This window comes from Actinoplanes italicus (genome assembly GCF_003001815.1).
Taxonomy (GTDB): domain Bacteria; phylum Actinomycetota; class Actinomycetes; order Mycobacteriales; family Micromonosporaceae; genus Actinoplanes; species Actinoplanes italicus.
Genome location: NZ_PVMZ01000002.1, coordinates 432080 through 457995, shown reverse-complemented (window position 1 = coordinate 457995; position 25916 = coordinate 432080). Strand labels below are relative to the sequence as shown.

27 protein-coding genes and 1 tRNA gene are annotated in these 25916 nt (G+C 71.2%); 14 read left to right on the top strand and 14 right to left on the bottom strand.

What is annotated here, in order from left to right; all coding sequences use genetic code 11:
• Nucleotides 1-3: 3 nt before the first annotated feature.
• Nucleotides 4-1527 carry a tetratricopeptide repeat protein gene (locus tag CLV67_RS06120; RefSeq protein WP_106316146.1) on the top strand — a complete coding sequence of 508 codons (1524 nt, stop codon included), beginning with the start codon at nucleotides 4-6 and terminating at the stop codon, nucleotides 1525-1527.
• Here CLV67_RS06120 and CLV67_RS06115 read toward each other — a convergent pair.
• Nucleotides 1524-1739 carry a biotin/lipoyl-binding carrier protein gene (locus CLV67_RS06115; RefSeq protein ID WP_106316460.1) on the bottom strand — a complete coding sequence of 72 codons (216 nt, stop codon included), beginning with the start codon at nucleotides 1737-1739 and terminating at the stop codon, nucleotides 1524-1526. The genes CLV67_RS06120 and CLV67_RS06115 overlap by 4 nt on opposite strands.
• Nucleotides 1740-1842: 103 nt before the next feature.
• Between CLV67_RS06115 and CLV67_RS54690 the strand changes: the two genes are divergently transcribed.
• A complete protein-coding gene (locus tag CLV67_RS54690) occupies nucleotides 1843-1917 on the top strand; it encodes a 50S ribosomal protein bL37 (protein ID WP_369700219.1) in 75 nt (24 codons plus the stop codon).
• Between the two features lie 41 nt (nucleotides 1918-1958).
• Here the strand turns inward: CLV67_RS54690 and rsrA are convergent, their stop codons facing one another.
• From rsrA to CLV67_RS06090, 5 genes are all read right to left on the bottom strand, one after another.
• Nucleotides 1959-2231, bottom strand: coding sequence for a mycothiol system anti-sigma-R factor (gene rsrA / locus CLV67_RS06110; protein ID WP_106316145.1), 273 nt, complete (start codon nucleotides 2229-2231; stop codon nucleotides 1959-1961).
• Between the two features lie 4 nt (nucleotides 2232-2235).
• Nucleotides 2236-3039, bottom strand: coding sequence for a sigma-70 family RNA polymerase sigma factor (locus CLV67_RS06105; RefSeq protein ID WP_106316144.1), 804 nt, complete (start codon nucleotides 3037-3039; stop codon nucleotides 2236-2238).
• 71 nt (nucleotides 3040-3110) lie between these two features.
• Nucleotides 3111-3719, bottom strand: a complete 609-nt coding sequence (locus CLV67_RS06100) for an alpha/beta hydrolase family protein (RefSeq protein ID WP_106316143.1) — start codon at nucleotides 3717-3719, stop codon at nucleotides 3111-3113.
• 13 nt (nucleotides 3720-3732) lie between these two features.
• Nucleotides 3733-4128, bottom strand: a complete 396-nt coding sequence (locus CLV67_RS06095; RefSeq protein ID WP_106316142.1) for a WhiB family transcriptional regulator — start codon at nucleotides 4126-4128, stop codon at nucleotides 3733-3735.
• A 192-nt stretch (nucleotides 4129-4320) separates the two neighbouring features.
• Entirely contained in the window at nucleotides 4321-4998 is a 678-nt protein-coding gene (locus CLV67_RS06090) for an SOS response-associated peptidase (RefSeq protein WP_106316141.1), read from the bottom strand.
• 249 nt (nucleotides 4999-5247) lie between these two features.
• Between CLV67_RS06090 and aroA the strand changes: the two genes are divergently transcribed.
• The 6 genes from aroA to CLV67_RS06060 all read left to right on the top strand — a co-directional run bounded on the left by aroA (nucleotide 5248) and on the right by CLV67_RS06060 (nucleotide 10688).
• Complete coding sequence (gene aroA / locus CLV67_RS06085; RefSeq protein ID WP_106316140.1) at nucleotides 5248-6543, top strand: 3-phosphoshikimate 1-carboxyvinyltransferase; 1296 nt, start codon at nucleotides 5248-5250, stop codon at nucleotides 6541-6543.
• Between the two features lie 3 nt (nucleotides 6544-6546).
• The gene (gene rsgA, locus CLV67_RS06080) at nucleotides 6547-7608 is read left to right on the top strand and encodes a ribosome small subunit-dependent GTPase A (RefSeq protein WP_106316139.1); all 1062 of its coding nucleotides are present in this window, start codon (nucleotides 6547-6549) and stop codon (nucleotides 7606-7608) included.
• Between the two features lie 36 nt (nucleotides 7609-7644).
• Complete coding sequence (gene hisN / locus CLV67_RS06075; RefSeq protein ID WP_106316138.1) at nucleotides 7645-8445, top strand: histidinol-phosphatase; 801 nt, start codon at nucleotides 7645-7647, stop codon at nucleotides 8443-8445.
• Between the two features lie 91 nt (nucleotides 8446-8536).
• Entirely contained in the window at nucleotides 8537-9265 is a 729-nt protein-coding gene (locus tag CLV67_RS06070) for an STAS domain-containing protein (protein WP_239166010.1), read from the top strand.
• A 29-nt stretch (nucleotides 9266-9294) separates the two neighbouring features.
• The gene (locus CLV67_RS06065; protein WP_106316459.1) at nucleotides 9295-9852 is read left to right on the top strand and encodes a DUF5709 domain-containing protein; all 558 of its coding nucleotides are present in this window, start codon (nucleotides 9295-9297) and stop codon (nucleotides 9850-9852) included.
• Nucleotides 9853-9956: 104 nt separating this feature from the next.
• The gene (locus tag CLV67_RS06060) at nucleotides 9957-10688 is read left to right on the top strand and encodes a family 16 glycosylhydrolase (RefSeq protein ID WP_106316136.1); all 732 of its coding nucleotides are present in this window, start codon (nucleotides 9957-9959) and stop codon (nucleotides 10686-10688) included.
• On the opposite strand, the gene CLV67_RS06055 is transcribed toward CLV67_RS06060, so the two are convergent.
• Both CLV67_RS06055 and CLV67_RS06050 read right to left on the bottom strand, forming a co-directional pair.
• Nucleotides 10689-11921: a chitosanase gene (locus tag CLV67_RS06055; RefSeq protein ID WP_106316135.1), complete on the bottom strand. Its 1233-nt coding sequence runs from the start codon at nucleotides 11919-11921 to the stop codon at nucleotides 10689-10691. It lies immediately after the preceding gene.
• Between the two features lie 24 nt (nucleotides 11922-11945).
• Nucleotides 11946-12191, bottom strand: a complete 246-nt coding sequence (locus CLV67_RS06050) for a hypothetical protein (RefSeq protein ID WP_239166011.1) — start codon at nucleotides 12189-12191, stop codon at nucleotides 11946-11948.
• Nucleotides 12192-12256: 65 nt separating this feature from the next.
• On the opposite strand from CLV67_RS06050, the gene malQ reads away from it, so the two are divergent.
• Nucleotides 12257-14236, top strand: coding sequence for a 4-alpha-glucanotransferase (gene malQ, locus CLV67_RS06045; RefSeq protein ID WP_106316457.1), 1980 nt, complete (start codon nucleotides 12257-12259; stop codon nucleotides 14234-14236).
• On the opposite strand, the gene CLV67_RS06040 is transcribed toward malQ, so the two are convergent.
• From CLV67_RS06040 to CLV67_RS06030, 3 genes are all read right to left on the bottom strand, one after another.
• A complete protein-coding gene (locus tag CLV67_RS06040; protein WP_106316134.1) occupies nucleotides 14191-14529 on the bottom strand; it encodes a hypothetical protein in 339 nt (112 codons plus the stop codon). The two genes, malQ and CLV67_RS06040, sit on opposite strands and share 46 nt — an antisense overlap.
• Before the next feature lie 68 nt (nucleotides 14530-14597).
• A complete protein-coding gene (locus tag CLV67_RS06035) occupies nucleotides 14598-15845 on the bottom strand; it encodes a DUF1501 domain-containing protein (protein ID WP_106316456.1) in 1248 nt (415 codons plus the stop codon).
• A gap of 17 nt (nucleotides 15846-15862) precedes the next feature.
• Nucleotides 15863-17404: a DUF1800 domain-containing protein gene (locus CLV67_RS06030; protein ID WP_239166012.1), complete on the bottom strand. Its 1542-nt coding sequence runs from the start codon at nucleotides 17402-17404 to the stop codon at nucleotides 15863-15865.
• A gap of 142 nt (nucleotides 17405-17546) precedes the next feature.
• On the opposite strand from CLV67_RS06030, the gene CLV67_RS06025 reads away from it, so the two are divergent.
• Both CLV67_RS06025 and CLV67_RS06020 read left to right on the top strand, forming a co-directional pair.
• Nucleotides 17547-18398 (top strand): spermidine synthase, encoded by an 852-nt coding sequence (locus CLV67_RS06025; protein WP_106316455.1) that lies wholly within the window; start codon nucleotides 17547-17549, stop codon nucleotides 18396-18398.
• A 160-nt stretch (nucleotides 18399-18558) separates the two neighbouring features.
• Nucleotides 18559-19371: a translation initiation factor 2 gene (locus CLV67_RS06020; RefSeq protein WP_106316132.1), complete on the top strand. Its 813-nt coding sequence runs from the start codon at nucleotides 18559-18561 to the stop codon at nucleotides 19369-19371.
• A 92-nt stretch (nucleotides 19372-19463) separates the two neighbouring features.
• Here CLV67_RS06020 and CLV67_RS06015 read toward each other — a convergent pair whose 3' ends face one another.
• Nucleotides 19464-20675: a TerC family protein gene (locus CLV67_RS06015; RefSeq protein ID WP_106316131.1), complete on the bottom strand. Its 1212-nt coding sequence runs from the start codon at nucleotides 20673-20675 to the stop codon at nucleotides 19464-19466.
• Between the two features lie 9 nt (nucleotides 20676-20684).
• Entirely contained in the window at nucleotides 20685-21440 is a 756-nt protein-coding gene (locus tag CLV67_RS06010) for a pentapeptide repeat-containing protein (RefSeq protein ID WP_106316130.1), read from the bottom strand.
• Nucleotides 21441-21674: 234 nt separating this feature from the next.
• Between CLV67_RS06010 and CLV67_RS54170 the strand changes: the two genes are divergently transcribed.
• From CLV67_RS54170 to CLV67_RS05995, 3 genes are all read left to right on the top strand, one after another.
• Nucleotides 21675-22853 carry a lamin tail domain-containing protein gene (locus CLV67_RS54170; RefSeq protein ID WP_275414864.1) on the top strand — a complete coding sequence of 393 codons (1179 nt, stop codon included), beginning with the start codon at nucleotides 21675-21677 and terminating at the stop codon, nucleotides 22851-22853.
• Nucleotides 22854-22942: 89 nt separating this feature from the next.
• Nucleotides 22943-23016: transfer RNA gene (locus CLV67_RS06000), tRNA-Met, on the top strand.
• A gap of 582 nt (nucleotides 23017-23598) precedes the next feature.
• Nucleotides 23599-24075, top strand: a complete 477-nt coding sequence (locus tag CLV67_RS05995; protein WP_146168995.1) for a hypothetical protein — start codon at nucleotides 23599-23601, stop codon at nucleotides 24073-24075.
• Here the strand turns inward: CLV67_RS05995 and CLV67_RS05990 are convergent.
• A complete protein-coding gene (locus CLV67_RS05990) occupies nucleotides 24009-25916 on the bottom strand; it encodes a caspase family protein (protein ID WP_106316128.1) in 1908 nt (635 codons plus the stop codon). The genes CLV67_RS05995 and CLV67_RS05990 overlap by 67 nt on opposite strands.

Below are 25916 nucleotides of genomic sequence, written 5' to 3'. Positions count from 1 at the left end.
CTCGTGGATTCCCGCCCATCGGCCCGCCGTGATCTCGCGCGCGCACGCGCCGCGCTGGACGCCGGCGAGACCGCGCCCGCGGCCGTGCATCTCGCCGCTGCACTGGCCCACGCACCCACCCTGCCCGACACGCATGAGCTGCTCAGCCGCTTGGCGGCACAGGCCGGCGGCGGGCTGGAACTCTTCCCCGCCGAGCCGCACGCACCCGTCGGCCGGCTCGCCGCCCGGGCACATCTGCTGGCCGCCGCCGGTCGCGCCGAGGAGGGCCTGCCCCTGCTCGCCGCCGCCAGCGGGCACGCGCCGGCTCTCGACTGGGCCGGTGTGCCGTGGGTCGCCGATCCGTCACTGGGCGCCCGCATCGACCCCGGCCAGCTGGCACGGACCGTGATGCGCCTCTGCACCGCCGTCGGCGACCCGGCCCCGGCGGACACCGTCAACCCGCTCCGGCCCTACCTGGCCGTGGTCCGGCACGCCGTCACCGCGCACGGCGAGCACGCGATGCTGCTCGGTGCCGGCTCGGCGCTGGCCCGCCGGCTCGGCGAGGTCCGTCTCGCCGTCGAGTGGGCCGGGCGCGGCGCACGGGCGCAGCCGTCCAAACTCGGCGAGATCTGGCTCGGGTACGCGTACCGCAGCGCCGGCCGGATGCCCGAGGCGCTCGCCGCCCTCCGCAGGGCCGTCGCCTACGACCCCGACGACCTCTCGGTCTACGCCGACGTCGCGGCCACCCTGGCCGACCTGGGCCGGCTCGACGAGGCACTGCGCTGGACCGAGCTCGCCCTCGAACGCGACCCGGCCTTCGACTGCGTGGTGCACACCGCCCACCGGCTGCGCTACCGCGCCGACGGCGACGTCGCCCACCTGGTCGAGCTGGCCGACTTCATCCGAGACCACCCGGACGACGCGCACGAGCACACCGACCTGGAGGAGTGCTGCCGCAGCACGCCGTGGCTCGGCGGGCTGCCGGCCGGACAGCCGCTGCCGGCCGGCCGTGCCCCGGTCAACGCGGAACCGTCCGCGGACGCGCTGCGCCGCCTGCAGCGGGTCGCCGGGCAGACCTGGCCGCACCCGCCCGGCGCCTACGACCGGGCGCTCGGCCTGGTCCTGGTCGAGCCCTGGGAGTTGCTGGCCCTGCTCGCCCACCCGGAGACGGTCGGCCTGGAGGTGTGGGCCTGCCTGGGCCTGCTGCACCACGGGGCCGAGGAGCCGTGGGCCGAGTCCAGCCGCCGGCGCCTGCTGCTCGGCCTGCTCGACGGTGACGTGGACCGGGTGACCCAGGCGGCGCTGTTCGCGCTGATCGCCTACGCATGGGTGGACCCGGAGGCCCGCGAGGACATCGCCTCGGTGGTGGCCGCGCGGCTCACCGAGACCGCCTCCGGCCCGTCCGCCCGCGCGGTCGCCGAACTGGCTCTCGCCGCACCCGGCCTGGACCGGCCCACCCGGGAACTGGCCGCGGCCACGCTCCGGGTGCCGGCAGTTCCGCGCCAGCGCGGCCGGGGCCGGTCGCTGCTGCGGTGGCGCCGCGACTAGGAGATCACCGCGATGAGGTCGCCCTCCCGGACGACGTCGCCCTCGTGGACGGCGAGCTGGGAAACCGTGCCGCCGGAGTCGGCGAGCACCGGGATCTCCATCTTCATCGACTCGAGGATCACCAGGGTGTCGCCCTCGGCGACGGTGGCACCCGGCGACGTCACGACCTTCCCCACGTTCGCGACCATCTCGGCCCGGATCTCGTCCGCCATGAGGGTCATCAAATCACGGCCAGGGTGCGGGTGAGTCCTGCTCGTCCTGACCCGCCCACTACGATCGGCATCGAGTTCACGCACGACGAACAGGAGTGTCGGCATGGCGAAGAAGGCCCGTAAGAAGAAGGCCCGTAAGAAGAGCGGCGCGAACCACGGCAAGCGCCCCAACAGCTAGAACACAAAAAGGCCCGGCGGATGCCGGGCCTTTTGGTTTGTTCAGGGGAGGAACTCCCGGGTCTCGGTCTGAACCTCGAGCTGGCCGAGTTTGGACCGCAACCGGTCGCGCAGCTCGGCCGGGGCCCGCTCGTCGCCGCAGCAACGGCTGACCAGTGCCTTGACCTCGTGCTCGATGCCGAACTCGCGCAGGCATCCGGCGCACTCGTCGAGGTGCTTCTGGATCAGCTGGCGGCGGTCCTCCGAGCACTCCAGGTCGAGGTAGAGGTAGACCTCGCTGAGGACGGAACTGCAGTCGTTCTCTTCGTGCTCCATGTCGTCACGCCCCCTGAGGCTCGGAGGTCGCGGTCCGGGTGATGCCGCGGTCCACCGCGTACTGCTCCAGGAGCTTGCGGAGGTTGCGGCGGCCACGATGCAGCCGGGACATGACCGTTCCGATGGGCGTACCCATGATGTCGGCGATCTCCTTGTACGAGAAACCCTCGACATCGGCGAGGTAGACGGCGAGCCGGAAGTCCTCCGGCAGGGACTGCAGTGCTTCCTTGATGTCGCTGTCCGGCAGACGGTCCAGCGCCTCGGTCTCGGCCGACCGCAGACCCTGTGACGTGTGCGACTCGCTCGACGCGAGCTGCCAGTCGGTGATCTCTTCGGTCGGCGCCTGCACGGGCTGCCGCTGCTTGCGCCGGTACGAGTTGATGTACGTGTTCGTGAGGATCCGGTAGAGCCAGGCCTTGAGGTTCGTCCCCTGCTCGAACTGGTGGAACGCGGAGAACGCCTTGAGGAACGTCTCCTGCACCAGGTCCTCGGCATCAGCCGGGTTACGGGTCATCCGCAGGCCGGCCGCATACAGCTGGTCGACGAACGGCAACGCCTCACGTTCGAAGCGCGCGCGGCGCTCCTCGGTCCGTTCCTTCTGGGCCACCCTGGACTCTCCCCTCGACCGCCCCGCCGAGGATACGGGTAGTGCCCCTGTAACGCTCTCGAAAACCGCCGGTGTGCTCACGCTCACCGACCGCCGCGCGGGCGAAGCCTCCACCGCGGGCCACTCGGGGGAACCCAGAAGGTCCCGCACCCGGTCCGCCTTCCGGCCGTCGCGCTCGACGCTTCCGACACCGGCACCCACTGGCAAACCCCTTCCGCTGATGTGTCCAGTCGGATAACGCCGGTGACGGGGTCACTCATTCCCGGCCGATTTCACCGTGCCCAGGAATGGCGGCGAAGCCATCCCAGAACGATCCCCACGGTGCCGGGAAGATCCTTTCGCAGATCGTGCACCGCGCCTGGCCGAACAGCCACCTCGACAGTTCCGTGGGCCTCCGGAACTCCGAACGGATCACGATCCCCGCTGACCACCAGCGTAGGAATGCCGTCCGGCAGCTCACCGGCCCGGCTCTTCTCCGGCCTGCCCGGCGGGTGCAGCGGAAAGGCCAGGGCGAGAACCCCCGCGGCGCCCAGCGCGGTCACGGTCCGGCACGCGACTCGCGCTCCGCTGGACCGGCCACCGACGATCAACGGCACATCGGGTACGCGCAACGCGCCCACAACCGTGACCCAGGCCTCGTCGAGATGGCCGGCCGGCGCGGGCGCACGCCGACCGGCGACCCGGTAGGGCTGTGTGACCAGCGCGACCCGCACGCCGGCCGCCACCGCCGCGTCGTGCACCGCGACCAGGTCGGGCGCGTCGACCCCGCCCCCGGCGCCGTGGCCGAGGACGAGCAGGGCGAGCGCCGGACCGGCCGGATCGGTGACGGTCACGACGGCGGGGCCGCGTGGGGTCTCGATGGTGAACTCGGAGCGCGTCACGCGCTCCGTTGTATCAGCGGCTGACCGGCGTCAGGGTCAGGAGACGGCGATCCTCGTCGTCCGGCGAGTCGTCGACCTCCTCACCGTTGGTCTGGATCCGCTCCCGCCAGGCGACCAGCATCGCCCGGCGCTCCCGTGGCGTCGTGCCGCCCCAGACCCCGTGACAGTCACCGACCTGCAGCGCCCAGGCCAGGCAGGGCCCCTGCACGTCACATGTCCCGCAGAGCGCGACGGCTCCGCCGGAGGGCTCGTTCGGTGCTGGAAAAAACGTCTCGGGATCCACGCTCCGGCAGGCGCCGCGTGTGCGCCAGGCCTCATCAGTGCTGCGTTGCGCGATCGCCTCGAGCAGTCGCGGGTCGCGTCGCGCGATAGCCACTTCGTGCGGACGCGGCATGCGTGCTCGTGTCATCAGCCCACCTCCCCCGTGGGACCGGAACTGCATGTGGCGGCCGGGCCGCACCTTACGGTCCAGCACCACTCCGGCGCTGGTTTGTACCGCAGGCTACAAGATCAGAACAAGGGGGTTGTCTATCTTGAAACAAAGTTTCCTATTCAGAATAGCCACATATCCCGACAAATATTATTGATGATCTTTGAGAGTTCAAAAAAGCGTAACGTTGGCAGCCGTCTCGATCAGCTCGGGTCCGTTGTTCCGCACATTGCCGACGGCGGCTCCGACCGGGCGCACCTCGATCGCCTCGAGATCGCCTTCGGAGAGCGGCCGCAGCAACGCCTCCGGGTCGCCGCCGCCGGCCAGCCAGTCGTCCCACCGGTCGGCCGGCAGGATCAGCGGCATCCGGTCGTGCACCCGTTTCAGCCCGCCGAGCGCCGCGGTCGTGATCACGCTGCAGGTGAGCACCGACTCCGGGCCCCAGGCCGACCACAGACCGGCGAAGACCAGTGGCTGCCCGTCCGCCGGGGTCATGTAGAACGCCTGTTTCTGCTTGCCGTCGCGGACCCACTCGAACCAGCCGTCGGCCGGGACCAGGCAGCGCCGCTTCGCGAACGACGGCGCGAACGACCGCAGCTCGGTGACCGTCTCGGCCCGCGCGTTGATCATGCGCGCACCACCCTTGAGGTCCTTGGCCCAGTGCGGCACCAGGCCCCAGCGGGCGGTGTCGAGGACGCGGCCCTCGTGCTCCTTCGACATCCGCACCAGCGGCACCGGGTCGGTGGGGGCGACGTTCCAGCTGGCACGCAACGGCTCGGCGACGTCGACGGCCTCGAACAGCTTGCTGAGGTCGGCGTTGCTCTTGGTCGTCGCGTATCGGCCGCACATGAGCAGGAGGTTACGCCGCCCGCCGCACCCCCGTCCGCCCCGAAACCCGGCTGTGTCGCACCGCTGTCTCAGGCCGGGTGACACAGCGGGGAGGCACAGCCGTGAAGATCCAGCCGGGTCCCACCGCTGCGTCGACGCTCCCGGGACAGCGGTGCGACAGAGCCGGGTTCACCCGGACGGGCGGTGCGGGGCCGGCGATGTCTCGCGGGACGGGAATGCGGCCGGGGAATGTCACAGGGCGGCGGCACAATGGCGGGCGTGACTGCTGAAGCCCGCCCCTGGACCGCCCCGCCCGCCGCCGGCCCGGTCACGGCGACCGTGCGGCTGCCCGGCTCCAAGTCGATGACCGCGCGCGCCCTGATCCTTGCCGCTCTGGCCGACGGTCCCTCGGTGATCGAGGCGCCGCTACGGGCCCGCGACACCGTGCTGATGTCCGCCGGCCTGCGCGCGCTCGGCGTCGAGGTGGACACCACCGACGAGGAGCGCTGGGTGGTCACGCCCGGCCCCTTCCGCGGGCCGGCCCGGGTCGACGTGGGGCTGGCCGGCACGATCATGCGGTTCCTGCCACCGGCGGCCGCGCTGGCCGACGGGGTGGTCGAGTTCGACGGCGATCCGCACGCCCGCAACCGGCCCATGGGGCCGATCGTCGAGGCGCTGCGCTCGCTCGGAGTGTCGCTCGACGCCTCGCCCACCGGCGGCCTGCCGCTCACCGTGCACGGCACGGGCGGCGTCGAGGGCGGCGAGGCCGTGATCGACGCGTCAGCGTCCAGCCAGTTCGTCTCGGGGCTGCTGCTGTCCGCGGCGCGCTTCACCAAGGGCCTGACCCTGCGCCACGAGGGTCCGCCGGTGCCGTCCGCCCCGCATCTGCGGATGACCACGCACATGCTGCGGGCCGCCGGCGCCGAGGTGGACGAGAGCGTTCCGGACGTGTGGCGGGTCGAGCCGGGCACGCTGCGCGGGCGGACGTGGACGATCGAGCCGGACCTGTCGGGTGCGGCACCGTTCTTCGCGGCGGCGGCGGTCACCGGCGGAGCCGTCACCCTGGCGGGCTGGCCGTCCGACAGCTGGCAGCCGGCCGGCCAGGTCGCCGAGATCTTCCGGAGCCTGGGCGCCGAGGTCACCTCCTCGGCCGAGGGCCTGACCGTGCGGGGCACCGGCACGCTGCGCGGCATCACCGCCGACCTGTCCGAGGTGAGCGAGCTGACGCCGGTGGTGTCGGCGCTGGCCGCGCTCGCCGAGGGGCCGTCCGAGCTGCGCGGGGTGGAGCACATCCGGGGTCACGAGACCGACCGGATCGCGGCTCTCGCGGCCGAGCTGGGCAAGGTGGGCGCCGGGGTGACCGAGTTCCGCGACGGTCTGCGCATCGAGCCGAGGCCGTTGCACGGGGCGGTCTTCGAGACGTATGCGGATCATCGGATGGCCCATGCCGCCGCCGTGATCGGACTCGCCGTGCCGGGCGTCGACCTCACCGACGTAGGTTGTACGTCGAAGACGTTGCCCGAGTTCCCCGAACTCTGGGCGGGACTCGTGGCGAAGAGGAGCTAGACCCTGCCAGCGCGTAAACGGGAGTACGACGAGGACGACGTCCGCATCCGGCCGGGCAGGTCGTCCCGCCCGCGTACCCGCACCCGCCCGAAACATGACGACGCCGTCGACGCCCTGGTCATCACCGTGGACCGGGGCCGCTACGGCTGTGTCCGCGAGGACGGCACCGGCGACGACGTGATCACCGCGATGCGCGCCCGCGAGCTGGGCCGCAAGTCGGTGGTGGTCGGTGACCGGGTGGCGCTGGTCGGCGACTCGTCCGGCGACGCCGGCACGCTGGCCAGGATCGTGCGGATCAGTGAGCGGACGTCGGTGCTGCGCCGGACGGCGGACGACGACGACACCACGCCCGAGGGCCGGCTGGAGCGGGTCGTCGTCGCCAACGCCGACCAGCTGGTCATCGTGAGCGCACTGTCCGACCCGCCGCCGCGGACCGGGTTCATCGACCGGTGCCTGGTCGCGGCGTACGACGCGGACATCGAACCGCTGCTCTGCCTGACCAAGGCCGATCTGGCCGGCCCGGAACAGGTGCTCGGGTATTACGCCGAACTGGATCTGCCGCACGTACTGGTCCGTCCCGGCAGCGATCTGGACGAGTTGCGCGGCCTCCTGGCCGGTCGCATCTCGGTGCTGGTGGGCCACTCCGGTGTAGGCAAGTCGACGCTGGTGAACCGGCTGGTGCCGGACGCTCTGCGCGCGGTCGGCGTGGTGAGCGCGATCGGCAAGGGCCGGCACACCTCGACCAGCGCGGTGGCATTGCGGCTGCCGGCGGTCGGCCGGTCCCGCAAGGACCCGGGCTGGATCATCGACACCCCGGGCATCCGGAGCTTCGGCCTGGCCCACGTGAGCGCCGAGAGCCTGCTGCACGGGTTCCCCGACCTGGTCGAGGGCACCCTGGAGGATCAGCCGAACTGCGGGCACACCGCCGCCGACGCCGACTGCCGCCTGGACGCGTGGGTGGCCGAGGGCAAGGCCGACGAGCGCCGTCTGACGTCGTACCGCCGCCTGTTGTCCTCCCGGGCCGGTGAGGGCGACGTGCGGGACACCACCGCGGATGAGGTCTGAAAGCGGAACGCCGGGTTGATGGACTAGCTTTCTGGCATGGCCGGATATGCCGACGATCTTGCGCTCGCCCACGTTCTCGCCGACTCGGCCGACGCCATCTCGATGGCCCGGTTCCGCGCACTGGACCTGAAGGTCGAGTCGAAACCCGACCTCACGCCGGTGTCCGACGCGGACACCGCGGTGGAGAAGGCGATCCGGGCGACGCTGGCCCGGGCGCGGCCACGTGACGGGGTGCTCGGCGAGGAGTTCGGCAGGACCGCCGCGACCGCCGGTCCGGGTAACCGACACTGGGTGATCGACCCCATCGACGGCACCAAGAACTTCGTCCGCGGGGTGCCGATCTGGGCGACCCTGATCGCGCTGATGGAGGGTGACACGCCGGTTGCCGGCCTGGTCTCCGCACCGGCGCTGGGGCGGCGCTGGTGGGCCGGTCGCGGCCTGGGCGCGTTCGCCGGGCGTAACCAGCACTCGGCGACCCGGATCAACGTGTCGTCGGTGCGCAAGCTGACCGACGCGAGTTTCTGCTACGCCAGCCTGAACGGCTGGGCCGACAACGGCCGGCTCGAGCAGATGATGGACATCCTGCTCGGGGTGTGGCGCAGCCGGGCCTACGGTGACTTCTACGGGTACATGCTGCTCGCCGAGGGTGCGCTGGACGCGATGGCCGAGCCGGAGTTGTCGCTGTGGGACATGGCCGCGCTGATCCCGATCGTCACCGAGGCCGGCGGGAAGATCACCGATCTGGACGGCCGGCCGACCGCCGACAAGAGCTCGGTAATCGGTACCAACGGCCTGCTGCACGAGAGTGTGCTCACCGCGCTGGCCCGCCGCGCCTGAAGGGCATGACCACCCCGCTTCGGGGTAACCCGATGTACCCGCGCTCTCTCGAAATGCGCGCGGTCATCGGGCTATGCACAATGGAGCGATCATGCCGAGCGAGGTTCGTCACCGGGTGGACCGCGGCCAGGCCTATCCTCTGGTCCGGCTGGCCGGGGTGCTCGACGACGCCACGACCGCCCCGATCCGTTCGGCTCTGCTCGGTGTCCTGGCGGCCCAGCCCGAGGCTCTGGTGGTCGACATCGCCGGTCTGCGTGTGATCGAGGCGGCCGCGATCACGGTGCTGCGTGAGGTGCTCGAGGAGACCCGGGACTGGCCGGGCAGTCATCTGGCGCTCTGCGGCTCGGCCGACACGATCGCGTGGCGGCCCAGTGGCTGGCCGGTCTGGCCGGACCCGGCCGGCGCCTTCGCCGCGCTCGGCGAGCCCGGCCCGGAACAGCACCGGATCAGCCTGGAACTCGCTCCGGAGTCCGGCGCTGCCCGGTACACCCGTGAGCTGATCACCGAAGCGTGTGCCCGATGGGAGCGCCCGGACCTGGTCGGTGACGCGTGCATCACGGCGACCGAGATGGTCAACAACGTGGTGGCGCACGTCCGCACGCCGATGCGGGTGCTGCTCGCCCTGCACGGCGACTCGATGAGCGTGGCGGTCCGGGACGGGTCCTCGGTGGTGCCCCGGTTCGCGGGACCGGTGGCGCCGACGGCGTACGGCGGCCGGGGTCTGCTGCTGATCGACACTGTCGCCGCTCGCTGGGGCCATCTGCCGCTGGATGACGGCAAGGTGGTGTGGGCCCGTCTCGAGGCCTCGTCCGCCGCATGATCGACCCCGATCATGGGTACTTCGCGGGCATGCGAGACAACGACTACCCGGCCGAGGTCACCGATCCGGAGGCGTCAGGGCTGCCGGACACCGCTGACGACGATTCCACCGCCTACGACGAGGTGAACAGCCCGCGGTGGGCCGACGGACCGGACCCTGCCGCGCTCGCCGGGGTCGGCCCGGGCGGCTCGAACCGGTTCGGCGACACCGCCGAGGAGCAGCTGCGCGGCGAGTCGCTGGACCGCCGGCTGCGGCAGGAGGAGCCGGACTTCGGTGCCGAGCCGGCCGATCCGCCGCGCCGGGATCCGATCGACGAAACGGTGGACGACTCGGAGCAGCGGGAGTTCGACCGCGACGTGTGGAGCCCGAGCCCGACGTCGGACCCGAACTCCCAGGTGTCGCTCTACGACGACGGCCAGCTCGACGGGGACTCGCCCCGGCCGGTGGGCCGTCTGGTCGCCCCGGACGGCGGCTCGGGCTTGGACGACGAGGCGGAGAGCATCGCCTGGGACGCCGGTGCGGCCGGTGGGGGCGCCAGCGCCGAGGAGCTCGCCATGCACGAGACCCGCGCTCCGGACTACGACTGATGGCCGTCCGGCCACATTTTCGTAAAACGATCTAAAAATCTCTTGCCGGTAGCGCTCCCAGTTCAGCACAGTGCCCACCTGATCTTCTTAGTGAGGGACGGTTGATGAAGGGGAGCCTGCCGCGCGCTCTGACCGTGGCCGCGGTGGTCGCGGCCGCGGCGCTGGCCGTCGGGCCGGGCGACATCGCCGAGGCCGCGACGGTGAGCCGGGTCGTGCTCAGCGACGACTTCTCCGGCGATCGTGGTGCCGGGCCCGACGACGACGTCTGGACGACCGAGGGCGGCCGGGGTTTCGCCTGGCTGGACGGTGACGGGCGGCTGGCGCTCGGCTCGGCTCTGCGCACCGAGAAGACCTTCGGGCAGGCGTACGGCCGCGCCGAGGCCCGGATCAGGATGTGGCGCACGGACGGCGCCTGGAAGGCACTGGGCGTGCTCGACGGGTCGGGCCGGGTGCCGGCCGGTACCGTGGAGACCCTCGGCTCGGACCGGGTCGGCGCCGACGATTTCCACACCTACGCCGTCGACTGGACGCCGACCACGCTGACCTGGTCGCTGGACGGCCGCAAGGTGCTCCGGTTCACCCGCACCGAGAAGGGTGTGCCACTCGCCTTCGTGCTCAATCTGGCGGCCGGCGGGCGGTACTCGAGTGGCATGGTCGTCGACTCGATGAAGGTGACGGTCCGGGTGCCCGCCCCGGCCGCGTGGAAGGCCTTCACCTCGTACAAAGCCGGTCAGTTCGTCGGTTATGGCAAGGCCGTCTATCGGGTCCGGGAGGCGCACACGTCGCTGCCGGACTGGCGTCCCGACCTGGTGCCCGCCCTGTTCCAGAAGGTGTGATCAGCGCGGCAGCGTGTACTCGTCGCCGTAGACCCGCCAGCGCAACGGTGTGACCAGGTCCAGGTTGCCGGCACGCAGCAGCGCGCGTTGCGCCGTGTCGACCCGGCTGGTGTCGTTGTGTGCCACCTCGGTGCGCATCTCGGCGGTCCGCGCGTCCAGGAACGCCGTCAGGTAGGCGATCTCGTCGCCGCCCTGCACCGGTGTCCGCTGCCCGGCCACGACCCGTTCCCGGATCGACCGCAGCCCGGAGACGCCGTGCATCACCGCCGCGTCGTAGTAGGCGAACTGCCCGAGCGCCCGCAGCCCGTCTGCCTCGGCCAGGCGCACCGCCGGGGAGAAGTACATCCGGTCCCGGGCGTCCTCCTGGACCTTGCGGAACACCGGGTCGGCGGCGGCGTTGCGCCAGGCGTCCGGGAAGCCCGGGTCGAGGCCGTCGTGGGAGTCCGTCCCGTCCACCGCGCGCAGTGCCGGCAGATATCCGGCCAGACCGTTGTCCGGCTTGCGGCGGGTGTACTCGGTGACCACGGCGAGCATGTCCGAGGTGCCGGAACAGAAACCGACGATGCCGGCGGTGTAGCCACGGCCGTCGTCCAGGTCCTCGATGTAGCCGAACTCGTCGCGCCACTCCAGGGTGGAGTTCTCCGCACTGGAGACCAGCTTGAGCGCGGTCTCCTTCTTGGTGGCGTCGGTCAGCCCGGCGGCGGCCGGCGGAATGTCGGCGGTGGCGGCCGACTCGGCTTCCGGAGCCGCACGGCCGGGCCCGTACGCGTGCACGTCCCAGAGCGAGAAGCCCTCCGGGGTGCCCCGCCGGGTGGCCAGGACACGCAGGTGCCGTCCCGTTCCGGAGAGGCCGCGGACGTCGTCCACACCGCCGTCGCCGGACGAGGTCGCGAACAGCTCACGCCACGTCGCACCGTCGTCGGAGACCTGGAGCCGGTACGCCTCGGCGTACGCCCTGGCCCAGTGCAGCCGTACGCGCCGGATCTCCTGGGCCGCACCGAGATCGATCGCGACCCACTGGGTGCCGGCGCCGGCCGCCCCGCTGGACCACCGCGTGCCGGATGCGGTGTCGGTGACGCCGGAGGCGGCCCAGGCCACGCTCTCGGTGGCCGACGCGAGCGCCGGACGTCCCCTGGTGAGCACCACGTCGTCGGAGGCGCTGGCCGCCACCGAGATCGCCAGGGGAACGCAGAGGACCACCGCGATCGACCCGCCCAGCACCACAGATCGCATGCGTCAACGCTAGGCCGAGCAGCCTCAGCGACGCTTGCGGTTCCGGGAAATGAGGAGGACCACGATCACGATGATCGCGACGACGCCGAGGCAGCAGATCAGGCCGAAGAAGCCGAAACCGCTGCGCCGGGACCTGCGGGCCGCCTCGACCACCAGCTGTGCCGTGCCGTTGTCGGCGGCCCAGGCCTGCGCCGGAATCAGCACTGCGAGTGTCACACCGGCGAGTGCGGCGGCGAACCATCGCTGAAGTTTTCGAATCATGTCACCCATGTGCCCCATGCTGACCGATGTACGCAACGCGTTAGGGATCGTGTACCGAGGGGGAAGGGATGGGCATGAACGCGGATCTGGAGGCCCTGGCCGAGGCTCACGGAGTGGCGACCCGGTACGAGAACTGGCAGCGCCAGGAGACCGAGGTCGCCCCGGAATCGGTGATCGGCGTGCTGGGCATGCTGGGTGTGGACGCGAGCACCCCGGAATCGGTCCGGACCGCGCTGGCGGCGGCCCGGGAACGTGACTCCGCCGACCGGCTGCCGGCCACGATCGTGTTGCGTAACGGGACCGGCCGGGCCCTGCCGGCACCCGCCGAGATCACCTGCGAGGACGGGGAGGTCCGCCGGGTGGACCGGCTCCCGGCCGATCTGCCGCTCGGCTGGCACCGCCTGCGCTGCCGCGACCAGGAGGTGACCCTCGTGGTGGTGCCGTCCGAGCTGCCCGAGCCGCCGGACACCTGGGGCTGGATGCTGCAGCTGTACACGCTGCACTCGGCCGGGTCGTGGGGCATGGGCGATCTCGGTGACCTGCGCGACTTCGTGGCCGGGTCGGCGGGCGCCGGGCTGGTGGTGCTGAACCCGTTGCACGCGATCACCCCGGTGCGGCCGGTGCCGGCCTCGCCGTACTCGCCGTCGAGCCGTCGTTTCGCGAACCTGCTCTACCTGCGGGTGGCCGACACCGCCGAGTACCGTCGGGCCCCCGGGGAACTGCGCGCGAGGGTGGACGCGCTACGGCCGGGAGCGACCGGCGACGGCCTGATCGACTACGACGCGGTGTTCGCCGCCAAGCTCGAGGCGCTGGAACTGCTCTGGCCGCTCGCCGAGGCCGTCGACCTCGACCGGGATCCCGGGCTGACCGACTTCGCCCGGTTCTGTGTGCTGGCCGAGGAGCACGGCCCGGACTGGCGTCAGTGGCCGGAGCGGGTGGCCCGGCCGGACGCCCCGGCGGTCCGGGAGCTGCGCGGCGACCGTGTGGCGTTCCACGTGTGGGTCCAGGACCTGCTCGAGGAGCAGTTCGACGCGGCCGGGGAGGCTGCCCGGGACATGCCGGTGGGCATCGTGCACGACCTGGCGGTGGCGGTCGATCCGGGTGGCGCGGACGGCTGGCTGCTGCAGGACGTGCTGGCCATGGAGGCGCGCACCGGCGCCCCGCCGGACGCGTTCAACCAGCTCGGACAGGAGTGGGGCGGAGTGGCGTGGCGGCCGGACCGGCTGATCGAGACCGGGTACGCCGCCTACCGTGACATGCTCCGGCGGATCTTCCGGCACGCCCGCGGCCTGCGGGTCGACCACGTGGCGGGGCTCTGGCGGCTGTGGTGGGTGCCGTCCGGCCTGGGCCCGGCGAACGGCACGTACGTCCACTACGACCCGGAGGCCATGCTGGGCATCCTGGCGCTGGAGGCGTACCGGGCGAACGCCGTGGTGATCGGCGAGGACCTGGGCACCGTCATGCCGGTGGTGACCGAGGGCCTGCAGCGGACCAACATGATGGGCTCGGCGGTGCTCTGGTTCACCCGCGACGACGAGGGCGGCTACCGGCCGTCGGCAGGCTATCCCCGTAACGCCCTGGCCAGCATCTCCACCCACGACCTGCCGACCGCGGCCGGGTTCCTGGCCGGTGAGCAGGTCGAGGTGCGCGCCGAGCTGGGCCAGCTGGCCGGGCCGGTGGAGCAGGAGAGGGCGTCCTGGCGCAAGGACCGTGATCTGCTGCTCGACAGGCTCCGGGCCGAAGGGCTGCTCGACGGCGATGACGAGGACGTCGTGGTGGCCATGCACGAGTTCCTGGCCCGCACCCCGTGCCGGCTGGTCACCGCGTCCCTGCACGACGTGCTGCTGGAACGCCGCCAGCCGAACCTGCCGGGCACGTTCGACGAGTACCCGAACTGGCGCATCCCGCTGGGCCCGGATCTGACCGGGGTGCTGGCCGATCCGCTGTTCCGCCGCGTCGCCGGGATCCTCGCCGCACGGCTTCCGGGACGGCATCCAGCGACGAGGGGTCAGATCGCCAGCGGTTCCGGCGGCGGGTCGTCGTCGAGCGCGTAGAGCATCGGGTGCAGCGGCAGGTAGGTGTGCGGCTCCCGGCAGCGGGCCGGCGGCAGCAGTGAGGAGCGGTGGTCCGGGTGCTCGGCGCAGTGCCGCAGCGCCCGGCTCACCGCGTCGTCGTGGTGCCGTCCGCCGCCGTACTCGCCGCATCCGGAGCAGTCCCACCGCCAGAACGGCGAGCCCTCGTCGGAGGTGTGCCGGCGGATGAGCAGCGGCGGCGCGGACGGTGGCCGATCCGTCCGCGCGGGGCGTCGCTGTGCTCCGATCATCTCGGAGAGCAGGTTGCTGGACATGAGAATCAGTGTGGAACGCCCTACGTGGGACAGATAGGCGTTTTACGGAATATTGCCGCTTCCAGCGCTCAGCGGGCTGAGACCACCCCCAGGTTCGAGGCGGTCACTCCGGGGAAGACGGTCGCCAGGTCGCCCACACCGCACCGGGCGCGCAGGATCTCACCGATCACCGCCCGGTAGTCGGTGGTCACCGCCAGGTCGCCGTCGCGCAGCTGCGTGGAGGTCAGGCCGGGCCATCGGCCGTACACCTTGCCGCCCTTGACTCCCCCGCCGAGCACGAACATGGCGTTGCCGTAACCGTGGTCGAGCCCGCCGGAGCCGTTCTGCGTGACCCGCCGGCCGAACTCGCTGATCGTGACCAGCGTGACCCGGCGCAACCCGTCCGGACCGAGGTCGGCGGCGAATGCCGCGAGCGCACCGGCCAGCGCCTTGAGCTGGTCGAACATCCGCCGGCCGGCGACCGCGGGACCGAGGTTCTCGTGCATGTCCCAGTCGCCGGAGTCGAGAGTCGCGCTCCTCAGCCCGTTCCCCGACTTGATCAGCCGGGCCACGTCGCGCAGCGCCGCGCCCAGGTCGGTGCTCGGGTAGACCGCGCCGTTGGCCGGCGTGTATCCGGCGGCCCGCATCTGCGTGGTCCGTTGCAGGGCGCCGCCCAGTTGCCCGGCGGTCTGCTTGAGGGCCGCGGGAGCGTCGGCGTAGACCTTGGCCATCGTCGCGGAGATCGGCCGGCCGGCCTGCTCACCCGTCAGCGTCGTCTTGTCGATCGAGGTCACGCCCAGGTAGGGCGCCGGACCGGCGAGCACCCGGGCCGGCATCGCGGTGCCCATCGCCACCGCGCCCATCGGGTCGGTGGAGCCGGTGACACCGAGCATCCGATTCAGCCATCCGGTCCGGATCGAGGTGCCGGGCGCGGCACGCTCCAGATCCTCCATGGCCGAGAAGTGCGACCGGTTCGGCGCCGGCTGCCCGACCGCCTGAATCGCGGCGAGCTGCCCGCCGGTCCAATACGGCAGCAGCGGCGACAGGGCCGGGTGCAGACCGAAGAAGGACCCACCCCCGATCAACTGCGATTGGGGTACGGCGATCGACGGCCGGGCCGTGTAGTAGGCGGCGTCGCCCGCCGGGACCACGGCGGAGAGCCCGTCGAAGCCACCGCGCAGGGAGAGCAGCACCAGCACGTCCCCGGCGTACGTGGGATCGGCCGCGAAGGCGAGGCTCGTGTCGAGGGTCGCACCGGCCAGCCCGGCGAGAGCACCGCCCAGCAACGTCCGCCGGTTCAGCAGGGCGTTCTCGGCGCATCCACACTGTTCGCTCATCGTCGTCACCTCGGCGTTCATCTCAATGCGAAGGACGGGGAGTTCAAGATCATCCCCATCAGGTACGGATACATCCAGCCGGCCGCCGGGTCGCCTGCCTTGAGCGGCGACGCCGGGGTCTTGCCGTAGAACTCGGCCAGCGCGGCGGTCTGTTGCGGAGTCGGCGCGATCCCGGCCAGCCGGATCGCGGTCTTCTCGATCAACACGCCGTAGGTGGCGGGCAGCGGCCCGACCATCCCGGTCAGCAGGTTCGCCGGCCGGACCAGCGTGTCCGGCCACCACCCGGCCGCGATGGAGAGGTGAAGGTTCCACCGCACCAGCAGCCCGGACGGCGAGGCCCAGGCGGCCGCCACGTCCGGGTAGCCGTTGGGCGGCCCCCAGAACAGCGGGGCGTGCCCGGCGTCGCGAGCCATCCCGTACAGACTCTCCAGGAATTTGGTGCCGCTGGCCGCCGGCCCGTAACCGAGGGTCCGCACGGTCGCGGCCAGGTCCTCCAGCGGGGTCCGGGTCTTGTCGCCGATCGAGGCGGCGAACTCGGCGGAGGTGAACAGGGCCCGCAGCACCGGCGCGATCGCCGTCCGGTTGTCCAGGTAGACCTTGATCAGCGTGGTGATCAGCGACTCGGGCGGGGTGTCGGCGACGAACCGAACGCACAGTTTGGTGACGATCCGGCGGGCCGTCGCCTGGTGCATGGCCAGGTAGTCGAGCAGCGCCAGGACCGCCGTCTCACCCTCGGCCGCGGTCGCGTTGGCGTGCTGGAAGGCAAGCACCCGGATCGCGCCGACGGCGTGTCGCGTGGCGTCGTACCGGTACTTCCCGGTCGCGGTGTCCACGGTGAGGCCGGTCAGCAGGCGGGCGGCGTTCTTCACGTCCGCCTCGGTGTAGGCCAGTCCGACGGTGTGCAGTTCCAGCAGCTCGCGCCCGTAGTTCTCGTTCGGCGCGTCCTTGCCGGAGAACCGGTTGTCCAGGTAGGTCAGCATCGCCGGGTGCCGGGCCGAGGCCTTGAGCAGGTCGGCGAACGTGCCGAGGGCGTACTTGCGGATCGTGGTGTCGTAGTCGATCCGGCTGTCCCAGACGTCGCCCTGCGGGCACGTCACGTTCAGGTGGTTGCTCCAGAAGTCGGTCATCACCTCGAGCAGCTGCCGTTCGCTCCACAGCGCCCGGGCGACCGCGGCGAAGCCGAGCTGCCACATCGGGTCCCAGCTGTACTGCTTGAGCGTCCCGGCGGTGACCCGGGACCGGATCTCGGCGATGGACAGCCGGGCCAGCGGCAGCCGCGCCACCACGCCGTCGGCCACCGGGTCGGCGATGGCCGACGGGTTGAGCTGCCGGTCCAGCCAGGCCGTGGCGCCGAGCCGGCGGATCTCGGCGATCGAGGCCGGACTCGGGCCGAAGGTGGCCCGGCGCAGCAGGTGCAGCAGGGGGTCGGCGGGCAGGAGGGCTCGTTCTGCGACAGCCGCAGCGGCAGGCGTACCGGTGGTCAGGGCGGCCGCGGCGCCCGCCGCCGCGATCCCGGCCACGACGCTGCGCCGCGTCATCGTCTGCTCTGTTGCACTCACGGGGAGAAACGTCGGAAGTTTCCCGGGTCACTTGCGGGTTCGCGGTTCGGTGCTCCCGATCCGCAACCCTCGCGGTTCGGTGCTCCCGATCCGCAACCCTCGCGGTTCGGTGCTCCCGATCCGCAACCCGAATAATGGCCGGATGGCACAGCGCAGAGCGTCCCGGCGACGGGTGGAGACGGTCGCCTCCGGCGTGGCCGAGCTGGTTCCGGACCCGGATCGAGACACCGCCTGGACGCTGCTGCTCGACGGGGCACCGCAGTCGCACGTCGATCTGGCCGACCCCACCCACCTGGAGTTCGAGTACGTACGCCGGATGGCCGCGGCGATCGACCTGGCGGCACCGGCGGGCCGGCCGCTGCGGGTGCTGCATCTCGGCGGCGGCGCGCTGACCCTGCCGCGGTACGTCGCTGTCACCCGGCCCGGCTCCGCGCAGCGGGTGGTCGAGATCGACGGCCCGCTGGTCGAGCTGGTCCGGCAGGCTCTGCCGCTGCCGAACAACAGCAACATCCGGGTACGCGTCTCCGACGCCCGTGCCGCGGTCGAGGGAATGCGCGACTCCGGGTACGACGTGGTGGTCCTGGACGTGTTCGCCGGGGCCCGCACCCCCGCACATCTGGCGTCGGCCGAGTTCGCCCAGCAGGTGGCCCGGGTGCTGGACCCGGCCGGCCGGCTGATCGCGAACGTGGCCGACGGGCCGCCGCTGCGTCACGCCCGTGCGCAGGTGGCCACGATCCGGGCCGCGCTGCCGGAGGCGTGTCTGGTGGCGGACTCGGCGGTGCTGCGCGGGCGGCGCTTCGGCAATCTCGTGGTGATCGCCGGTCGTACCCCGCCGCCGATCGCCGAACTGTCCCGCCGAGCCGCCGGCGACTGGTTCCCGGGCCGGGTCGAGACCGATCTTGATCGTTTCACCGGTGGAGCGTCTCCCGTTCCGGACGCCACGGCGGTACCCTCTCCCCTACCGCCCGAAGGGCTCTTCGGTAACCGTAAGTAATCGAAGAATCGGCCGTTGGTGTATCACTGGTCACCGTCCTGTGTCGATTCCGCGAGTTCCGGTGTGATTAACGCCCGGTGACTGGCTACACCGCCGGTACCCGGTTGTAATCGTTGCGGCCGCTGTTCACGAGATCGCGGCAGGCACGGGGAAGGCAACCATGTTCCACCAGCACTTCCTGTCCCCCGCGGGCACGGACCTCGGACCGCTCGACGGCGGTGAGCGCGTGCTGTGGCGCGGCCGCTGCGCCGTGGCCGAGTATGCGTTCGACGAGGCGTCCTCACTGCCGCGATGGACGCTCCCGGAGGAGACCGACGTCATCGTCACGGACCGCCGGGTGCGTTACGTCCTCGATGCGGCCGAAACGCAGAGTAGCGGCGAGCTGTTCTGGCTCTGGCCACAGCACCTCCGTGTGCAGCCGGGCAATCGGGAGACCGGCCGCAACGGCACCGTCACCCAGATCCAGCTGGTCTGCAAGGGCCCCGAGGGCACCTTTCCCGCCCTGGTGTTCGCCGGTGGCGAGTTGTCCACGGTCGGCGCCGCGGATCACCTGGCCAACACGATCCGGCAGGCCATCGCCCGGTTCCGGGTGGAGAACGCCGACCTGATCGGGGTGCCGGCCGTGCAGGCCCGGATGCTGTCCCGGCTCGTGATCGGCCCGGAGTTCAGCAACCACCTGGGCGGGCAGGGCCAGACCGTGACGCTGCTCGGCGAGGTCCCCGTACCCGCTCCCGAAGTGAAGGATCTCGACGAGCCCGTCTCCGCTCCGCGCGCCTGGATCGACCGTCCCGGACTCGAGGCCGACGCGCTCCGCGCCGAAGAGGCACACCGTGCCGAGCTGGCCTCCCGGCAGGCCGAGCCGGATCTGGCCTCCCGCGCGTCCAGCCTGGCCGAACGAGTGGCGAACCTGGTCTCCCAGGGCCCCGACGACGGCCAGACGAACCTCTCCGCGTACCTCAACCGGGAGTACTGAGCGCTCAGGCCCTCAGGATCAGGTCGCCGGCCGGTCCTGAGGGCAGAGTTGCCGGCCGGGCCTGAGGTCAGGGTCGCCGGCCGGTCCTCAGGTCAGGTGGCGGCCGGGACGAAACAGCGTCCGGCGGCGACTCTCTCGTCGTGCACCTGGTGCGCGCGGGCCAGCAGTTCGGTGAGCTGCCCCTCCTGCTTGATCATGGCCCGCTGCTTCTCCGGGAGCCGCTTGAGCTTCTCCTCCTCGGCGAGCAGCCGGTGGTAGATCTCGTCGCAGTACTCCGGGTCGGTCTCGACGTCGAGGAAATCGTGCGCCGACCGGCGGGCCGCGGCCGCCGCCGTGCGGGCCCGGCCCTTGGGACTGAGCAGCGACGCGACCACGGTGATCACCAGGACACCGACGATGGCCCCGAGGGAAGCCGTGGTCGGGATCTCCACCACGTCGACCGGCTCGCCGCCGTTGATGAACGGCACGTTGTTCTCGTGCAGCGCGTGCAGGACGAGTTTCACACCGATCAGCCCGAGGATCGCGGCCAGCCCGTACGACAGGAAGACCAGACGATCCAGCAGGCCGTCGATGAGGAAGTACAGCTGCCGCAGCCCCAGCAGCGAGAAGGCGGTCGCGGTGAAGACCAGGTACACGTTCTGGGTGAGCCCGAAGATCGCCGGGATCGAGTCCAGCGCGAACAGGATGTCGGTGCCGCCGATCGCCACCATGACGAGCAGCATCGGCGTGAGCACCCGCTTGCCGTCCTGGTAGGTGAACAGCTTGTCCCCGTCGTACGTGTCCGAGGTCCTCAGGAACCGCCGGGCCAGCCGGATCACGATGTTGTCCGGCGCCTCGCCCTCGTCGTGTTTCTCCTTGAGCAGGTTGCCGGCGGTGACCAGCAGGATCAGCCCGAAGATGTAGAAGATCCAGGCGAACGAGTTGATCAGCGCGGCGCCGAGCAGGATGAACCCGGTCCGGGCCAGCAACGACACCACGATCCCGAACAGCAGCACCTTCTGCTGGTCGGCGCGCGGCACCTTGAAGCTGCTCAGCAGCAGCAGGAACACGAACAGGTTGTCGACCGAGAGCGCCTCCTCGGTGACGTAGCCGGCGAAGTATTCCGTGCCCATCGTCGAGCCGCCGAAGATCCAGACACCGACCCCGAACAGGATCGCGATCGACACGTAGATCGACGTCCACAGGGCGGCCTCGCGCAGCTTCGGCACGTGGGCCTTACGGACGTGGAAGAAGAAGTCGAACAGTAGGAGACCGACGATTCCGAGGACGGTCAGGACCCACACCACACCCGACACCTGCTGCATTCGTACATCCTAGGGGTGATCGGCGTCCGTCACTGCCGACCTCAGCTGCGACGCGGTGAGGAAGATCGCACCCTCCAGATTCGCTCCCCGCAGATCCGCGCCGCGCAGGTCCGCACCGGTGAAGTCGGCCCGCCGCAGATCCGCCCCGCGCAGGTCCGCACCGATCAGCAGCGCGCCGCGGAAACTCGCGCCGCGCAGATCGGCGCCCCGCATCCGTCGCCCGATCAGGCGGCCTCCGCTGTGGTCCGGGCCTCTGCGGCCCGCCCGGGCCATCTCACTCGCCCTTCGCAAGATCGGGACAACCTTCATGCGGTACGGGTCGACGTCCATCCCACGGAGGTCGGCCGGGCTCCGGCCGGCCAGCGCGTCGGTCTCCTCCAGCGCGGCCCGCAGTTTCGGGTGCAGCCGCCGTGCCTCGTCCAGCTTCAGCGCCTCGGTCAGCAGCCACATCAGCTCGTGCAGCTGACGCATCACCGGGAGTAACGCGAACATGTCACCGGCCAGCTCCGGCGCCGAGCGCCAGTCCTGCCCGCCGAACGTCTCGCCCGTGATCCGCTGCCCCGCGCCGAAGCAGTCGAACACCACACAGCCCCGGAATCCGCGCTGCGGCAGTTCCTCGTGAATGGTGCAGAGGAAATCGTCGCCCAGATTACGGCAGGGCCGCCCGGCCGGTTTGTCGACCGCAAAATCGGACGACTTGGCGAAGGCCGGGGCAACGCAGCACAACGCGGCGCACCGAGAACAATCGGCGGCTAGTTCAATCATTTCTTCTACATTCTCCCAGTCGACGCTCGAGACAACTTTACCGACAGCCCTTCAAACCCCTCCGACCTGCATAGACTGCACTTGCGGGTAGGGTGCGCGGGCGGGACGAATGATGACCTCGCCGATTGATTCTCGATAGCCTCATCGCCCGATGCCGGAGCGGGTTCCCTTTTGCTGCCCGCACTACGGAGGATTTCCAACAACATGTACAGACCATCGAAAAAGTCTTTCGGTGTGGGTGGCGCTCTCGGCGTGCTCATTGCCGGCACCGGAGCGTTCGGGACCGCGCCCGCCTGGGCCGCCGCGCCGACCTTCGACACCCCACCGAGCCAGACCGGCTACGGCACGGTGACCCTGACCGGCACCGCCACGCCGAACGCCAGCGTCACGTTGCGTGAGGCCGCGTACAAGTGGGGCAAGGACGCCACCTCGGGGGCCGCCCTGGACCCGGCCACGCAGTTCGAGGGCGACATGCCGACCACGGTCACCGCCAACGCCAGCGGCCGCTGGACCATCCGGCGCGTCATGGACTCCGGGTTCGTCTGGGCCGTCTCGTCCGGCGGCGAGTACTCGCGGGTCGTACAGGCGCCCCTCAAGGTCGGCGCCACGTTCACCATCACGTCGTCGGCCAACAACTCCGTGACGTTCAACGTGCACACCAGCCCCGACCAGCCGTACTTCCCGGTCCGGGTGGAACGTCAGAGCGGCGGCAGCTGGGTCCAGATCGCCGCCGGCGTCACCGACGGCCCCGCCGGCGAGGGTGGCGCCACCCCGCCCAACGACGACGGCGACACCAACGCCGAGTTCCAGGGCACCGTCACCGACCAGCCCGGCGGCCAGCAGACGTACCGAGCCGTGATCGCCGAGACCGGCAACGCGGCCTACGCCTCCGCCGAGAACCTGATCACCAGCAACACGTACACGCAGAGCGTCAACGTCGGCGGCACCGGCGGAGGCGGCGGCACCACGCCGCCCACCACCAACCCCACCACCCCGCCGACCACCAAGCCGCCGACGACGCCGCCGTCCACCACCCCCGCCGTCGGCTCGATCCAGTTCACCCGCATCCAGTACAACGCGGCCGGCGTGGACAAGAAGACCAACAAGAGCATCAACGGCGAGTACGCCCGGCTGACGAACAAGACGAGCAAGACGATCAACCTCAAGGGCTGGACCGTCCGCGACGCCGCCGGCAACCTCTACCGGTTCACCACCAGCTACACCCTGGGAGCCGGCAAGAGCGTCGTGGTCCGCACCGGCAAGGGCACCAACACCACGGCGACCCGTTACTGGGGCAAGAGCAACCACGTCTGGAACAACAGCGGCGACACCGCCTCCCTGCGAACCGCCGAAGGCAAGTCGATCGACACCTGCAAGTGGACGACCGCGGGCCGGGGCTACACCAACTGCTGACCCCACCATGCGTGAGACGGCCCTCCAGATCCAATCTTGAGGGCCGTTTTGCAGCCTCGGTAGCAGGTGCGCTAGGGTTTACCTACCGACGCGGGGTGGAGCAGCTCGGTAGCTCGCTGGGCTCATAACCCAGAGGTCGCAGGTTCAAATCCTGTCCCCGCTACGAGTGCAGAGGGTCTATGTCCGCGGAGAACGCGGACCTAGGCCCTCTTCGCATTTCCCGGGGGCCGAGCCCCCGGACCCCGCGTCACGGTGGTGGCGATTCGCGTTCCGCTCCCGGTGGTGACGGTTCGCGATCACGGTCACGGTCACTACGGCGTTGCGACCCGCGTTTCCATCACTGCAGTGACGGCGGTCACGGATCGCGTTTCCACGGTGGCGACAGCAGACTTGGCGGCTCCGTTCCCTTCACTGCAGTGACGCGGCTTCGGGGCATTACCGGAACGTACCCAGCGCTGGCCCTCAATCGTCCTCGCATGCCAGGCGTTGGCCACAGCGCCACCCGGTGATGCAGGCACGCCCGCCGCTCCCTGTTGCGTGGTGACCTACGACGCGCATACGGGCGCAGGTCACCACGCAGCGAACGGAGTGCCACGGAAAGTGCCAACTGGAGTCGGCGCCAAGCGGCTGGCTATCAGGCCGGTCAGCAGGCCGCCGCGACGGACCCGCGATGACCGGCTCCATCCGTAGCTACCTCGGAGGGCCAGACCGGCTCACCGCTCTCACGCGGGCGCGCGATGCGTGGTTGACAGGCGCGATCCGCGAGTTGCGGATCACGTCGCAGACCGACGGCCTCACCGCGCTCAAGACCAAGGTCGGAACCGAGACCACGGTCGCCGCCCTCAAGGACGACGCCAAGAAGATGATCGTCGACTACCGCGTCTTCATCCTCACCGGTCCCAAGATGCGCCTCACCGCCGCCATCGACACCGAACTGGCCGCCGTGACCAAGCTGCACGACAACAAGAACATCGACGACGCGAAGCTCGACGCGGTCGCTGCCGGGCTCAACGGCAAGGTCGATACCCTGCTCGGCTTCACGCCTGGCCCGGACGGCGACGCCATCCGCGCCGAGGTCAAGACGGTCCGGGACGCCGCCAAAGACGCTCACACCCAGCTCAAGGCCCTCCGCAGGCAGCCAAGTAACGGCTGCCGCTACCGGTCGTCCGGGTGCGGTGGACGGTCCAGCAGGACGCCCCACTGGTTGCCCGGCAGCAGGTAGGGCCGGTTCCCGGGCGCGACCGCCGTCCGGCCGAGCCGCCGCAACGGGGTGTGCGCCCCGAGCAGGACACCGTCGAGGGCGGTCCGCCGCCGGTCCGCGCCCAGGACGACGTCGGCCGCGTCGAGGCGGCCGGCGCTCATCAGGCGCTGCGCCCGCTCGACGAAGACCAGCGACGCCTGATCCTCTAGGTGGGCCCGGTCGAAGTACATGACCAGCAGCCCGGTGGCCGCCAGTTCGATCGTCGCGCGCAGGCCCGGAGCGGCCGGAAGTTCGAGGCGGTGATCGCCGAACCGGACTTCCAACCACTGCGCCTCGGGCGGAGCGGCCACCCACCACCACCGGTCGGCCACCGACTCGACCCGGAGTTCGGTGAGCGCCCCGCCGGCCGTGCGGCCCGTGGCCCGGAACCGGTCCGTCGCCACGCAGACGAACCGGCCGGGCCGGCCGGGCTCCGTCGGCCGGGCGAACAGCGGTGTGCTCGAGACGAATGCCGCCGCGGGTCCGACCCAGCGCAGCGGTCCGTCGCGTTCGGCGCCGCCCGGCGGATTCGGCAGGTCGAGCGTCACCTCCCCGCCGGACCCCTCGTGAACGTCGAGCACTTCGCGATGGCGCCAGCCCAGGGCATCGGTGACAGTCACGGTGTAAAGGCCGTCGGCCAGGGTGCCGGCGACCGATCCCGCGCCGCGCATCAGCGTGCCTCCGCCGGGCGTGGTCACCATGATCGCGGCCGCCGGGTCGTCGGTCGTGATCACGGCCGGGGCCGATCCCGGGTCACGATCACCGGAAACGACGTCCGGAAGCGTTCGGCTCAGGGTGACGGCCACCGCTGTGTCGGCGTACGCATCGACCGCGCTGTGCCCCCACGTCGAGGGTGTTCGCGCGGTCACCCGGTGACGTCGCGGCGGGACACGGAACCGCGCGGGAGCCGGGCCGGGCCGCTTGAGCCGCGGCTCCTCGAAGGACGACGGATCGCGGTAGGTCACCGCCATCTCCAAGCCGTCCCCGGAGTCACCGGCGACGGGAGCGACCGAGACGGTCAGCTCCACCTCGCCGAAGGTCCCGTCCGCGAAGTCGGCGAGGACCAGGTCACCGCGGCCGCTGACGAACGGCTCCTGGTTCCGCATCTCAGACTCCAGGTACGCGGTCAGCGTCGACCACCGCACCACGTAAGGCCGGTCGGCGCGTTCGTCGAACTCCTTCGCCGCGCCAGCACCGGCCAGGCCGGCCAGGAGCGCCGCTGTGAACGCGCCGCCGTAGGTCCGGCGTCCCGGCAGCGTCGACTGCAGCCGGTAGAGCCGGGGCGGGACGCCGCGACCGGCGGCCGAGTCGAAGCGGAGGCCCCCGGGCCGGAACGGCCGCCCGTACGGGAAGTCCCGGCAGGCGTCGAGAAACATGACGACCTCGCCGAAACGGGCCTGGTCGAGCTGGGCCAGCAGGTCCCGCAGCGCGATCGCGTGGGCGCTCGGGTCGTCCTCGGAGAAGCCAGAGAACACCAGCGCGTCGTCGGAGAGAGCGGCGTTGACGGGGTCGGTGCCGCAGCCGTGGCCGGCGAAGTACACGTACAACCGGTCGGCGTGGCCCACGTCGGTCAGCCCGGCCAGCCGGCCAACCTCGCGCGCGAAGGCCAGCCTGCTCGCCTCGCCGGTCACCCGCGTACCCGCCGCAACGCTCGCGCTGTGAGCCGCCGGCGAGGCGAGCAGGACGACGTTACCGGCCGGAACGCCGCCGGGACCGACCAGCCAGTCCTGGACCGCGAGCGCGTCACCGACCGCGCCGGCCAGGTCGGCATTCGACATCGACGGGTACGCGTCACACCCGACGACGAGCGCGTGATGGGCCAC